This is a genomic window from Butyrivibrio sp. INlla16 (assembly GCF_900104155.1).
Lineage (GTDB): Bacteria > Bacillota > Clostridia > Lachnospirales > Lachnospiraceae > Butyrivibrio.
This window is the reverse complement of the sequence record NZ_FMYB01000019.1, coordinates 18,274-31,680: the sequence shown is the minus strand read 5'-3', so window position 1 is coordinate 31,680 and position 13,407 is coordinate 18,274. Positions and strand designations below refer to the sequence as shown.

The 13,407-nt window shown below is 43.4% G+C and carries 10 protein-coding genes; 1 reads left to right on the top strand and 9 read right to left on the bottom strand.

All coding sequences use genetic code 11. The features are described 5' to 3' along the window. Nucleotides 1-3: 3 nt before the first annotated feature. The gene (locus BLR42_RS10460; protein ID WP_091868845.1) at nt 4-2,187 is read right to left on the bottom strand and encodes an NHLP family bacteriocin export ABC transporter peptidase/permease/ATPase subunit; all 2,184 of its coding nucleotides are present in this window, start codon (nt 2,185-2,187) and stop codon (nt 4-6) included. After that, the gene (locus BLR42_RS10455) at nt 2,184-2,666 is read right to left on the bottom strand and encodes a hypothetical protein (protein ID WP_091868843.1); all 483 of its coding nucleotides are present in this window, start codon (nt 2,664-2,666) and stop codon (nt 2,184-2,186) included. The genes BLR42_RS10460 and BLR42_RS10455 overlap by 4 nt, the downstream gene beginning before the upstream one ends. Before the next feature lie 280 nt (nt 2,667-2,946). On the opposite strand from BLR42_RS10455, the gene BLR42_RS10450 reads away from it, so the two are divergent. Beyond that, a complete protein-coding gene (locus BLR42_RS10450) occupies nt 2,947-5,010 on the top strand; it encodes a SpoIIE family protein phosphatase (protein WP_170832725.1) in 2,064 nt (687 codons plus the stop codon). Nucleotides 5,011-5,064: 54 nt separating this feature from the next. On the opposite strand, the gene rlmD is transcribed toward BLR42_RS10450, so the two are convergent. From rlmD to BLR42_RS10415, 7 genes are all read right to left on the bottom strand, one after another. Then, complete coding sequence (rlmD, locus tag BLR42_RS10445; RefSeq protein WP_091868839.1) at nt 5,065-6,744, bottom strand: 23S rRNA (uracil(1939)-C(5))-methyltransferase RlmD; 1,680 nt, start codon at nt 6,742-6,744, stop codon at nt 5,065-5,067. After that, nucleotides 6,741-7,007 carry a DUF4366 domain-containing protein gene (locus tag BLR42_RS10440; protein ID WP_091868836.1) on the bottom strand — a complete coding sequence of 89 codons (267 nt, stop codon included), beginning with the start codon at nt 7,005-7,007 and terminating at the stop codon, nt 6,741-6,743. Before BLR42_RS10440 ends, rlmD begins: the two co-directional genes overlap by 4 nt. Before the next feature lie 142 nt (nt 7,008-7,149). Then, entirely contained in the window at nt 7,150-9,606 is a 2,457-nt protein-coding gene (locus BLR42_RS10435; RefSeq protein ID WP_091868833.1) for an ATP-dependent helicase, read from the bottom strand. A 75-nt stretch (nt 9,607-9,681) separates the two neighbouring features. Continuing rightward, complete coding sequence (locus BLR42_RS10430) at nt 9,682-10,311, bottom strand: DUF1836 domain-containing protein (RefSeq protein WP_091868831.1); 630 nt, start codon at nt 10,309-10,311, stop codon at nt 9,682-9,684. Nucleotides 10,312-10,324: 13 nt separating this feature from the next. Continuing rightward, the gene (gene recN / locus BLR42_RS10425) at nt 10,325-12,028 is read right to left on the bottom strand and encodes a DNA repair protein RecN (protein ID WP_091868829.1); all 1,704 of its coding nucleotides are present in this window, start codon (nt 12,026-12,028) and stop codon (nt 10,325-10,327) included. 81 nt (nt 12,029-12,109) lie between these two features. Next, nucleotides 12,110-12,556: an arginine repressor gene (argR, locus tag BLR42_RS10420; RefSeq protein ID WP_022761932.1), complete on the bottom strand. Its 447-nt coding sequence runs from the start codon at nt 12,554-12,556 to the stop codon at nt 12,110-12,112. Continuing rightward, nucleotides 12,553-13,404, bottom strand: coding sequence for an NAD(+)/NADH kinase (locus tag BLR42_RS10415; RefSeq protein ID WP_091868827.1), 852 nt, complete (start codon nt 13,402-13,404; stop codon nt 12,553-12,555). The genes argR and BLR42_RS10415 overlap by 4 nt, the downstream gene beginning before the upstream one ends. Nucleotides 13,405-13,407: the final 3 nt, after the last annotated feature.

Genomic DNA, 13,407 nt, shown 5'->3' with positions numbered 1-13,407 from the left:
ATATCATTCACTTTGTACAAGTTCTTTATAGTACCCGCCCTTTGCATAAAGCTCCTCATGGGTACCCCTGTCTACAACCTCGCCGTGCTTTAAAACTATGATCTCATCGCAGTCTCTTATTGTTGAAAGTCTGTGGGCGATAACAATGCAGGTAATGCCTCTATCCTTTATTGCATTGACCACGTCATATTCTGTCTTTGCATCAAGCGCTGATGTAGCTTCATCAAGGATGACTATTGTGGGATCCTGGGCCAGGACTCTTGCTATCTCCATTCGCTGTCTCTGTCCACCGGAAAAATCCTTACCACCTTCTATCATCCTGTATTCATAGCCACCATCTCTTGTCATGATGTCTTCATGTATCTGGGCATCTCTTGCTGCTACAATTACTTCGAATTCTTCTATGGAATCATCCCACATTCTGATATTGGATGATATTGTATCTTCAAACATGATAATGTCCTGATCAACCACTGCCAGAGATCCTGTAAATACACTTCTGTCAATATCCTTCATGGGACGCCCGTCAAAGAGAATTTCACCTTCCCAGGGACTATAAAGCCCCGACAACAACTTTGAAAGAGTTGACTTTCCACATCCGCTTTCACCTACAAATGCAACCCTGCTCCCTCTTTCAAGTTTTAGTGAAAAATCTTTAATAAGCGGATCTGCCAGTTTGGAATAGCCAAAGGTGACACTCTTCATCTCAACTTCTCCGCTCAGTTTCTTATATTCGCCTTCTCCTGTGGTATACCTTGCAGCTCCGTTATCATCCTCAGGATATTCCATAACATCCTCAATGCGCTCCATGTCAGTCCTAAGTTCCTGCATCGTCTGTCCCGTTGAGATAAAAGTTGAAGCCGGAGCTGAGAAGGAAGAAAGGAATCCCTGAAATGCAGTTATCATACCGATAGTGAACCTGCCATTTATCACCAGATACACTCCCATTGCAAGGACTATAGTATTGGTCAGTGCCGAAACAAGGCTCGGAATGCTTCCCAGATACTGATTAAGCTTTGCAAATTTTACTTTCTGAGTATTTACACTGGCCTGATAGCCTGCCCATTTCTGAAAGTATCCATCTTCAGCGCCACTGGATTTTATTGTCTCGATCATCTCAATCCCAGCTGTGGTGCAGCTTGAAAGCTTTCCTGCATCTCTCATCTGTATTCTCGAGATATTTACCCTGCGCGCAGAAATAATCCTGGAGATCAGCATATTTATCACTATGGAAGATATCCCGATCATGGTAAGAATCACGCTGTTTTTGAGCATTACAACCAGGTAAAACACCATCATAAAAGTATTAAGTGCCATTGGTGCGAAGGTATATATCAGGGAATTGGATATACTGGCATTTCCCGCTCTTCTGGATAAGATATCCCCGGCATATCTCTGGGAAAAGAAATCCATGGGAAGATTTAATACCTTCCACATGTATGAAGTTGTTCCATATATGGACATTTTTCCATCAATGCGCCTTGAATATATTGTGCTTATTAACTGACTTATAAGCTGAATGCAGCCAAAAGCTGCCATTACAATAATAAAGGGAATATGCCAGTCCGGATCCTTTCCGGTAAGAAGTCTGTCCATAAATATTCTGGAAAAGACAGGGTTAATAATACCTATAAGAGAACTTATAATGTTCATGGCAATCACAAAAGCTATTGCAACAGAGCACCCAACCAGTCTCTTTTTTGCAAACTCAAATGTTGACTTGGGTTTTCCACCGGGCTCAAATATTTCTGATGGCGAAAAGAGAACGCACAGCCCGGTAAACTTCTCATCAAACTCCTCAAAAGGCAGTGTTACTGTGCCTCTTGCCGGATCATTTAAATATACTTTTCCATTTTTAAACCCATCCACTACCACAAAGTGATTAAACTCCCAGTGTGCAATGCAGGGAAAAGTTCCATTATCCCTGAGATAATCAGGCTCATATCGGTAGCCGGTGGCTTCGAGACCGTAGTTTCGTGCTGCACGCATGATATTAAGAGCATTCGAGCCGTCCCTTGATACTCCGCAATCACGTCTCACCTGCTCTAATGGAATCCACTTATCATAATAGGCAAGGATCATGGCAAGAGATGCAGCGCCGCACTCTAATGCTTCCATCTGCATGATAAATGGCACCTTTGCCACCTTTCCCTGCACGGGTTGTTTAAGTTTGTTTTCCTTTGTCATTGTCCACCAAATATAAATGAAAGAGGCGAAATCCTCTCAGTTACCAGCCTTGCCTCATAAACACCTTCAGGAATCTGTCCGTCTACATCTATCTCATACACCCATTCACCAACTTCCATATTTCCCACAAAAAGGGTATAAGAATCTACGTCAGGGTTTATGGCAACTGGCTTAGCAGCCTTAAGTGAAACATTATATTCTGTTCCATCAACTTTTACATGCATATCATCAGTAAATTTCTCGCCATATTCTCTCTTAACAAGGCACACTGATGTCTCTCCATCAGAGATCAAAGCACTGGGGACAGATGAATCTATGTGACCTACAGTTCCAAATACAATGGTACCTATAAGGATTATCAGAATCGCGGAAGACACAAACCAAACACCAGGATTTGTGAGCTTTACATAATCATTCAGCTGCTCTGGTGATGATATACGTTCAATGGACTTGTCTCTGAATATTGTTTCATTTGCCATACACGCAGTTCCTTTCCGGTTTCATCAAATACAAATTCAGATACTATTGACATTTTATCGCAAGTTTCCAGCAGCTTATATAGTTTATGTCTATTCGGTCGTTTTTTATGTCTATTCGGTCATTTTCGCGTGGTTAAGCCTTTTTTAATTCGAATGTGTGTTTGTTTTTTGCCCGGTTTAGAGTTATTTTAGTTTTCGTTCAATATTTGAGATATCGATTTATGTTATGATGATATTCAGTAAATTGCGTGTTTTTTCGGATGAACCAGAGGTGATTTTTATGCTTATAATGATCATCAAAATGATGTCTATTGTTGCCGCACATATCCTTTTAACAGTACTTCTATGGCGCAGATTCCAGGGCAGAAAACTTCCTGTGCATCAAAAAATACTGATAGGCGTTATATTTGGACTTTGCGGTGTTCTTTCCAACCACTTCAATGTGAACTATGGTCACAGCCTTTTAAATATAAGGGATCTTAGCCCCCTGGTAGCCGGTCTTTTCTTTGACCCTGTATCCGGCATTATTGCAGGTTTCATTGCCGGGATAGAAAGATATATAATCGGTACTTATTTTGGAATCGGCTCTTATACAAGAATTGCCTGCAGTGTTTCGACATGCATGGCAGGTATCCTTGCTGCCTTCATGTCTGTCTATCTCTTTGATCGAAAAAAGCCATCAGCAATCTATGGTTTCTTTATGGGTGCCGTTGTAGAAGTGTTTCATATGTACATGGTTTTTTTGACCCACAGAAGAGATATCACAACAGCTCTCATGGTTGTAAAAAACAACTCTATTCCAATGATCTTTTTTACAGCGTTTGGATTATTTCTGACTTCACTGTTTCTTCAGATTTTAGCCAGGGAATGGGTGAACCCCTTTACTTATAAATCCCTGGATAAGGTTCATGTTTCACAAAAATTCCGCTTCTGGCTCTTTGTATTTACTGCCGGAGTGTTAACTCTCAACTTTGCCATATCACATATGATGCATACACAAAAGGCAGTTGAAGATGCAAATGCGAAAATGGAGACATCAATTTCTGACATTGTCACACAGTATTCGCATCTAAAATCATTTGATGAGGAGATTCTGGAAAAGCTTGAATTCCACGTAGGAAGCGAAGGAACCTTCGATATTATAAGAAACAGATCAAGATATCTGGCTGGAACACATAAGGGCTATCTCGTATCCAATGAAGTTCTGGAAGCAATTAAGAAAAATGAATCATCTGATTATTTCAATATGATTTTTTATGGTGTTGATTCAAGGTGCAAAATAGTTTCACTTGATGAGAACACTTTTCTTCTTGTAACTCTCCCATTAACAGAGGTATTTGATGACAGGGATACAAGAAGCTATGAGTCACTGTTTGCAAATATCATAATGCTGGCAGTTCTGTTTGTTCTGATCACGCAGCTTGTAAAAAACATAGTTGTAGACAACCTTGATACAGTTAATGAATCCCTTAATAAAATAACAAATGGAAATCTGAAGGAAGAAGTATCAGTATATGACTCATCAGAGTTTGCTTCACTCTCCAATGATATAAATCAGATGGTAACAGCACTAAAAGGATATATTACTGCTGCAGAAAAAAGAGTTGAGCAGGAACTGTCCTTTGCAAAATCCGTTCAAGCCTCAGCCCTTCCAAAGAATTATAACTTTAACAGGGACGATTTCGAAATCTACGCAACAATGGATCCTGCAAAACAGGTCGGCGGTGACTTTTATGATTTCTTTTTTGTAGGGCCAGGGAAGCTTGCCCTTGTTATAGCTGATGTATCAGGTAAAGGAATCCCGGCAGCTCTTTTTATGATGCGGAGTAAAACTGCCATCAGGACTGTTGCCGAGCAGGATTACTCTCCTGTAGAAGTTCTTGAAAAAGCTAATCTGTCCCTTTGTGAGGGAAACGATGAAAAGATGTTTGTATCAGTGTGGCTTGGGATAATTGATTTGAATACCGGTGTGATGAAATGCTGTAACGCAGGGCATGAATATCCCATGATCCGCCGCGAGGATAAATCCTATGAACTATATGAAGACCCGCATGCTCCTATCCTGGGCCTAAAGAAAAAGCTAAATCTTACTGAATACGAGCTCATAATGAACCCCGGTGACAGCATCTTTGTCTATACTGATGGAATTCCCGAAGCAGCAGATGTCTATGAAAGTCTCTATGGCCTGGACAGGCTAAAAAAAGCCTTGAATGAAACAAAGAAGGCCACCATGAAGGAAACCCTTCTGGCAGTTACTAAGGATATTGAAAGCTTTACTACTGATGCCGAACAGTTCGACGACATCACAATGCTTGGCTTTAGATTTCTGGGGTCAGAGCCGTAATCAGTCATTTAAAGTCAGAGCCGTGGATTTTCTCCACGGCCCCTCTTTATTATTCTATATCATATTAAAGTGTTTTAGTGCTTCTGTGATGGCCTTCTCCTTTTCCGGAGTTGTTCCTGGCTGCTTGCTATCTTCGGACTTCGGCTTATTATAGTTCTCTCTTTCAATAATGCCGTTCTTTCTCTTGATCTGTGCTATATTCAGGTTAGTAACATGTATACCATACTTTTCCTGTACCCAATCTCTTATCTCATCGTAGGTAGCTCCATCCTTGAAACCATCAGTATCCATGCCCTCTAATGAGAATTCAACCTTGACTTTCTTACTGGGTATCTCGCCCTTGGAAAGCAAAACCACCGTCTCCACGTGATTTGTCCATGGGAACTGATCTACTGCGACTGCTCTTTGAACATAGTAGCCGCCCTCTGCAAGGGTTTCGAGATCCCTGGCGAGAGAAGTAGGTTTGCAGCTTACGTAGATCATGTGCTTTACGCCGTAGTCGATGATCTTTTTAAGTGCCTTGGGATTGATGCCTTCACGGGGAGGATCAAGGATGATGAGATTGGGCTTGTCCACGATATCATCAAGGACTTTCAGCACATCTCCGGCGATAAATTCACAGTCCACAAGCTGGTTTCTCGCTGCATTCTCCTTCGCGGCCGCTACAGCTTCCTCAACGATTTCAACACCGATAACCTTGTTGGCAATCGGCGCGATTATCTGGGCAATGGTACCTGTGCCGCAGTATAAATCGTAGATAATCTTGTCACCGGGATCCTCAGTCATGTTGTCATAAAGTCCATCGATGTATTCCCTGACAGTGCCATACAGAACCTCTGCACTAAGAGAATTTGTCTGGAAAAATGAGAAGGGTGTGATCCTGAATTTAAGTCCAAGAAGTTCCTCATAAAAATAGTCCTGTCCATAAAGCACAGTCGTACCTTCATCAATTACGGCATCTGCCTTGGCATCATTTTTTGTATGTAGAATACCAACGATATGCCCGGAGAGCTCAAGTGTAAGAAGCATCTCCGCGTAATTCATGAGATTGTGGTCTTCCTGTGTCGTCGTCACTATGTCTATCAGGATGTCGCCTGTCTTCTGAGCCTTTCTTACGAGAAGGTGTCGAAGATAGCCCTCCTGTTTCATTCTATGATAAAAAGTGATTTTTTCCTGTCTATATAATTCTCCAAAATACGAAAGTGTGGCGCTTAAGATGTTGTTGTAATCATCATCCACAATTCTGCAGCCTGTTACGCTGACAATATCATGCATGCTGTTTCTTTTGTGCATGCCAAGAGTGAGGGGACCGCCTATCTCCTCATCTCCAAAAGTAAATTCCATCTTATTTCTGTATGCAAATTTGATGGGGCTTGTCTTAATGCCCTCCCAGGTGTAACTCTGAGTCTGCTTCTCCAGAATAGGATTAAGAATATGCCTTACCTGCTGTTCCTTCATGCCAAGTTCTTTGACATAAGGCATGGTAAGATAGCTGCAGCCTCCGCATTTGCCAAAATGCATGCAGGGGCTTTCTATAGCATCAATAGGCTCTTCGAGAACCTCGAGGAGCCTACCTTCTGCTCTGCCATTTCTGTTTTTAATAATCACACATGACACCTTCTGACCGGGAAGTGTATTCTTAACTATCACTTTTCCCTCAGGTGTCTCCATAATGCCTTTGTTAGGGAATTCAACCCTAACGATTCTGCCCGATACTATATCTTTTTTCTTCATTTCTCCAAATCCAGATCAACGAAGTCGTCGTCATCAAAGTCGTCGAAATCGTCATCATCATAATCGTAATCATCCTCGTACTCGGGCATCATGTAATTGAATACCAGATAAGCGATTGTTGCTACAGCAGCAATTGCTCCGAAAACTGCAAGGCACCACAAAACAATGTTTGATGGCTTTTTAGCGTTTGCAGCTTCTTTTTTCTCTAAAAGCTCATTGATTCTGACTGTTTCAAGAAGTTCTTCGATTCTGTTCTTATCCATTACTTACCCCTTTCCAAGATGTAGTTAGTGGTTAATACCCCTCATCCGGCACTTCGTGCCACCTTCTCCCAGCGGGAGAAGGCATAAAATGTTATATATATTATAACATTTATTAATTCACAATCTATTGAATTGGCAAAGTTTATACTTTTTTAAGCTTCGCAAATGCAGCGAACATGATTTTCTGTCCGTAATCGTCAAAATCGATTGTGACCTTATAGTCTCTCGGTTCCTTGACGATATCAAGGACAGTTCCTTCACCGAACTTAACATGCAGGACTCTGTCACCTACGCCGTAATCAAGTGCTGCTCCGGCTGTCGGCATTCCTTTGGATAATCCGGCGAGTCCCGGTTTTCCGAGATAGGCCTTGCTGTGTGCACTGGCAGCGCCTGCGATAAAAGGTTTGTCCTTCGGTACCGCTCTCTTTTTGGGAGGTGCCGGCTTTGCAACAGGTCTTCCGTAAGCTGGCTGGGTAGCAGCTTTTGTCCCGGCATAAGCACTCCTCTTAAGAGGTGAGTTTGCTGTACCGGCTGCATAGGTGGGTTTTGAGAAATCCATCTTTTTCTTAAAAATGCGACCTGTATCAAGATCGATATCATCGTCGTCATCAATGGATTCTCCGCCATCATACATGAAGGAGGCTTCAGCCGCTCCGACCTTTTCAAGAAGCTCAGCCGGAATCTCAGTTACAAATCTGCTCACAGGGTTGTACTGGAGCTGACCTCTTGTCATTCTGCTTCTGGCACTTGTGAGTGTGAGATGTTTTCTTGCTCTGGTTATTCCAACATAAGCAAGTCTTCTCTCCTCCTCGAGTCCCTCGGGATCTACTCCTTCGTCCATCAGCGCCATGAAGCTGGGGAAAACATTCTCCTCCATACCTGCGAGATACACATGATCAAACTCTAGTCCCTTTGCACTGTGAAGTGTCATGAGGAGCACCTTGTCGTCATCCTCGGATACATTGTCAATATCCGCCACCAGAGCAACCTCTTCCAAGAATCCCGTAAGCGTAGGCTCATCCTCTTTTTCCTCGTAGCCGGCCATTTTGGATATAAGCTCGTCCACGTTCTGCTCACGCTCGTTATCCTCGGTGTTTGCATCCTCATCGATTGTATAGAGATAATCTATGTAGCCGATTTCTCTGATGATGTGCTGCATAAGCTGATCAAGTCTTGCCTCTTTTGCAAAGGCTCTGAAAGCTCCGATCATTGACGCAAATGCCTTGCACTTTGCCTGCGCTGTCTTATTAAGTCCCGGGATCATATCAGCCTCGGCGCACGCCTTCAGAAAACTGATATTGGCCTTATCTGCGTATTCCTGAACATGAGTGATACTTGTAGCTCCGATTCCTCTTTTCGGAACATTTATGATACGTCTCGCTGCCAGATCATCCGCACCGGAATCAATGGTCTTCAGATAGGCAAGACAGTCCTTGATCTCACGTCTGCCGTAGAAGTTCACTCCACCCACAAGGTCGTACGGAATTCCTTCATACACGAATCTCTCTTCCAGAAGTCTGGACTGCGCATTTGTTCTGTAGAGAACTGCGATATCCTTATAATCCGCTTTGCCTGATTTTTTGAGTTTGCAAACTTCAGAGGCTATAAACTCAGCCTCCTCCGGAGCCTGATTCACAACCTTTAATCTGACGAGTTCGCCTTTTCCTTCATCTGTCCAAAGGGCTTTGTCTTTTCTTCCGTAGTTATTCTTTATAACAGCGTTAGCCGCATCAAGAATACTCTGTGTGGATCTGTAATTCTGTTCCAGTTTTATCACTGTCGCATCGGGATACACTTTTTCAAAATCAAGGATATTCCTGATGTTCGCTCCGCGGAATCTGTAAATACTCTGATCATCATCACCGACCACGCAAAGGTTCTTATACCTGTCTGCAAGAAGCCTTACAAATTCAAACTGTACGTTGTTGGTATCCTGATACTCATCAACCATTATGTACCTGAAGCGTTCCTGGTACTGCGCAAGCACCTCCGGCTCGTCCTTGAAGAGCTTCACCGTGTTAAGAAGAAGGTCATCAAAATCCATTGCATTATTCTTCTTAAGCGTATTCTGATACTCGATGTATGCCTTCGCAATTTTCTGCTTCTTAAAGTCGTTTCCCGATGCCAGCATGTATTCATTGGCATCGACGCAGTTGTCCTTTGCATGCGATATCGCAGTCTGGATGTTGCGGAGCTTTAGCTGAGTTGTTTCAAGCTGATATCTTTTGCAGATATCCTTAAGTACCGACTTGGAGTCATCCGTATCATAAATCGTAAAATTGTTGCTGTAACCGATTCTGTCAGCATAACGTCTTAAGATTCTTACACAGGTTGAGTGAAAAGTCGCAACCCATATGCTCTCAGCGCCAAAGCCTACAATCTTATCAACTCTTTCGCGCATCTCGCCGGCCGCCTTGTTGGTAAAGGTGATCGCGAGAATGTTCCAGGGATTAACTCCGCATTCGTCAATTAAATAAGCGATCCTGTGCGTCAGGACTCTGGTCTTTCCCGAACCTGCTCCGGCAAGTATCAGGACCGGACCGTCTGTCTGCAGAACCGCTTTTTTCTGTTCACTATTCAGGGTGTCGTAAATGCTCATTAAATATGTACTACCTTTCGAAAATTACCCTCATCCGTCGGCTTCGCCGACACCTTCTCCCAGAGGGAGAAGGCATTATTTTTTCTTCTTCTTTGTCTCTTTGTCGCCCTCGCGCTCCTCTTCGATGTGATCGATGATGTTCTCGATAAGAAGCATCTTCATGAAAACATCGTAAGCGAGCATTGAGACAAAATTGAACATCTGAAGTTCGTTCTTGTCCTCGCCCTTCGCCTCGGGAAATGATGCCTGGGCGGTCTTATATTTTTCCTCGATGTCAGTTTTAAGATGGGCGATAATATCCTTCTGCTCATCGTAGATTGTCTTGTAGATATCTTTTAAATTTATGTCCTCATCGTCTTTTCCAAAACGTTTGTAAACAGGCTCAAACAAGGTCTGGATATCGCTGAAGGATAGCATGTTCTTATAGTAATAGATGAACATCAAAAGTATGATGTGATCCTTGGAATACTTCTTCTTTACCGGAGGAGGAAGCAGATTATTTTTGGCATAGTTATTGATCATGGTCTTCGTGAGTATCTTATCCACTCCGGGATGCCTTGAGGACTTCCTAAGGCTTTCATCCATAAAAGTAAGCAGCTGGTCCATATACAGGTTGATGTTAGGGATATCATTAACATCAACCTGAGTGGTTCTGTCCATGCTGGCCATTATGCTGTTAAGAAAATCATCATAGTCTAGTGTCATATATTGTCTCCGGCTATTTTGCTTTAACTTTTTCTGCCTGGCGCATCATCTCCCTCGCATTCTCCATTGCAGAATCTGTGATTGTAGCGCCGCCAAGCATTCTTGCAAGTTCTGATGCTCTCTCATCATCCGAGAGTTTTCTGATCCGGGTTACGGTTCTCTCGTTTCCGCCCTCTTCATGAGTTCCCTTCGCGATCTCATAATGAGTGTCAGCCATAGATGCAATCTGAGGAAGGTGTGTGATGCAGATTATCTGGTGACCCTTTGCAAGAAGTCCAAGTTTCTCCGAAACCTTCCATGCAGTCTGTCCGCTTATTCCCGCATCTATCTCATCAAAAATGAGTGTGTCTATGTCATCCTTTTCAGCGACAACGGTCTTGATCGCAAGCATGATTCTTGAGAGCTCACCGCCGCTTGCCACCTGGTCGAGGGGTCTTATCTTCTCTCCGGGATTTGTGGAAATCATGAACTCCACATCATCATAGCCTCCCGCGGAAACTCTCTCTCCGTCAGGCTTAACATCAATCTCGAATCTTACATCTATGAAGTTAAGGTCCTCCAACGCTTTGCGGAGAAGCTCCGATAAAGCTTTGGCGTTTTCTTTTCTCAGGTCTGAGATGCTCTTGCAGGCGGATAACAACTCATCATGGAACCTCTTCTCATCAGCAAGAAGACCGTCTCGGTATGCTGCAAGGTCCTCGAGTTTTTTTAGTTCCTCTTCCTTCTCATTCCTGTACTTTAGAACTTCCTCAATGCTTCCGCCATACTTATCCTTGAGATGGTTTATGGTGTTGAGTCTGTCCTCTGTTATCGCAAAATCTTCGGGATCAAACTCAAGCTCATCGATATAGGATGAAATAGCATGCCGAAAATCAGATAATAAATTATCGATATCAGAGAGCTGTCCCAAAAGCTCCGCAGCCTTATCGTCATAGCTGCTAACCGAGGAGAGCTCACGCACTGCTCTTCCTATAGCATCCGCAGCGCTTTCACCGGAGTCGCCTGCTCCCGTCACCTCAGCGGCAATACCTGCTGCCTCGGCAATCTTCCTGGAATTGACCATTCTTCTGTATCTGGTCTCAAGCGCCTCATCCTCACCCTCTTTGGGGTCTGCATCAGTAATCTCATTGTATTCGAAATTCGCAAGATCCTTTTGTCTCTCACGTTCTCTCTCGTCTAAGTTGGTCTCATCGAGAGCCTTCAGGACATCCTTCCAGCTTCCGTAAGCCTTTGCACACTTTTCCTTAAGCTGCAAAAGCTCCTCACCTGCAAAATCATCCAGTATCTCCAGATGCTTTTTCTTGTGAAGGAGTTCCTGATGGTCATTCTGACCGTGAATATTTATAAGTATGTTTGAAAGATCCCGAAGCTGCCTTGCGCTTACTGTCTCACCATTTGCCTTGCAGACACTTCTGCCCTCCATGATTTTTCTCTGCAAAATAAGTGTTCCGTCTTCTTCTACAGGAATATCAAGATCCTTAAGGCTTCTTAGCTGCGCTTCATTTTTGATTCCAAAGGTCAGCTCGATAAGAGCATATTCAGCTCCCGTGCGAATCATACCACTGTCAGCTTTAGCACCGAGCGCCAGATTCACACTGCCGATAATAACTGATTTACCGGCACCGGTCTCGCCACTCATTATGTTAAGACCGTTTTCAAACTCAACCTCCTGCTCATTTATCAGAGCAAGATTCTTCACATGTAGATTGTATAACATATTTACCTCTTTCCTTTTTGCTTCTTCGGGCAAGTCAAGGAAATGTATATAATAACTGTCCGTTTAATGGGACAGGTACTATCAGCCTATTATTTCGTTCAGGGCATCCATAACCTTCTGAACGTCATTATTGGTACGTATAGCTGCCATGATGGTATCATCACCGGCAATACATCCTACTACCTCTTCAAATTCCATGGCATCAAGAGCAGCGGCTACAGCCATCGCCATTCCCGATACCGTCCGGATAACCAGAATATTCTGAGCATGATCCATACTGATAAAGCCTGCTCGCAGGACATCCGCATACTTGTCAGTCATTCCGGCACTGTCCTGAACAAAAACATATTTATGCCTTCCGTCAGGAGTAGCTCTTTTTGTAAGTCGGAGCTCTCTTATGTCTCTGGATACGGTCGCCTGGGTAACCTTAAAACCCGCAGCATTGAGCATATCCGCGATCTGCTCCTGAGTTTCGATAACATTGTTTTGAATTATTTCGATCAGTTTGCTGTGACGTTTTTTCTTCATACGAGTTTTTTCCTTAAAATGTTTAAAAAGCTTTCACTGCTTAGTTTCAATATCTTGGTAACCTGTTTTGCTGCGGTGATATCTATTCTGTCCCCGCTCTTCATCATCATCCTTTTTCTTCCGTCAAGGGACGCTTCCAGCTCCAAAGTACAGTCTCCGCTTCCTTTTCCGATTTCTATAGTGACCTTATCATTCTCGGAAAGAACTATTGTCCTGCCGTTAGCCGCATGCGGACATATCGGTGTCAGAAGAAGTATCCGCGCCTTGGGATCCACAATCGGTCCGCCTGCAGACATATTATAAGCCGTCGAACCCGTAGGCGATGAAAGAATTATTCCATCGGACTGGTAGGTTGTAAGCGGCAGATCATTAACATACACATTAAAATTGAAAACCCGGAGTGATGAACATCTCGCGATTACGATGTCATTTAAGGCGTAGTTGATAACGCCTTTTTCTTCTCCCTGACAGAGAACTCCCTGAAGCATCATGCGGTCTTCTATTTCATATTCATCATTAAGAAGCTTATCCATGGCGCTTTCGACTTCAGAAAGATCAACCTCCGCCATGTATCCCAGCGTTCCGAGATTAACTCCTATAAGCGGGATATTTTTCCCAAGGACATTACCCGCAGCCTGCAGCATCGTTCCATCGCCTCCAAGGACAATACAACACTCTACGCAGTCCGGAACCTTGCAGAAATACTCCTTGCCGTTTTTATTCGCCGTGCTCTCTATCTCGGCGACCTCGCAGAATGCCCCCTTCTGCTCAAGGTAATCCCTGATGCGCAGGGTGGCCTTCATTCCGGGATCTTTGCCTCTGTTAGTGATTATGAAAAACCGTCTCATAGA

Excerpts from the sequence above, each read along its gene's own strand:
- BLR42_RS10460 (WP_091868845.1), bottom strand. The coding sequence starts at position 2,187 with ATGACAAAGGAAAACAAACTTAAACAACCCGTGCAGGGAAAGGTGGCA.
- BLR42_RS10455 (WP_091868843.1), bottom strand. The coding sequence starts at position 2,666 with ATGGCAAATGAAACAATATTCAGAGACAAGTCCATTGAACGTATATCA.
- BLR42_RS10450 (WP_170832725.1), top strand. The coding sequence starts at position 2,947 with ATGCTTATAATGATCATCAAAATGATGTCTATTGTTGCCGCACATATC.
- rlmD (WP_091868839.1), bottom strand. The coding sequence starts at position 6,744 with ATGAAGAAAAAAGATATAGTATCGGGCAGAATCGTTAGGGTTGAATTC.
- BLR42_RS10440 (WP_091868836.1), bottom strand. The coding sequence starts at position 7,007 with ATGGATAAGAACAGAATCGAAGAACTTCTTGAAACAGTCAGAATCAAT.
- BLR42_RS10435 (WP_091868833.1), bottom strand. The coding sequence starts at position 9,606 with ATGAGCATTTACGACACCCTGAATAGTGAACAGAAAAAAGCGGTTCTG.
- BLR42_RS10430 (WP_091868831.1), bottom strand. The coding sequence starts at position 10,311 with ATGACACTAGACTATGATGATTTTCTTAACAGCATAATGGCCAGCATG.
- recN (WP_091868829.1), bottom strand. The coding sequence starts at position 12,028 with ATGTTATACAATCTACATGTGAAGAATCTTGCTCTGATAAATGAGCAG.
- argR (WP_022761932.1), bottom strand. The coding sequence starts at position 12,556 with ATGAAGAAAAAACGTCACAGCAAACTGATCGAAATAATTCAAAACAAT.
- BLR42_RS10415 (WP_091868827.1), bottom strand. The coding sequence starts at position 13,404 with ATGAGACGGTTTTTCATAATCACTAACAGAGGCAAAGATCCCGGAATG.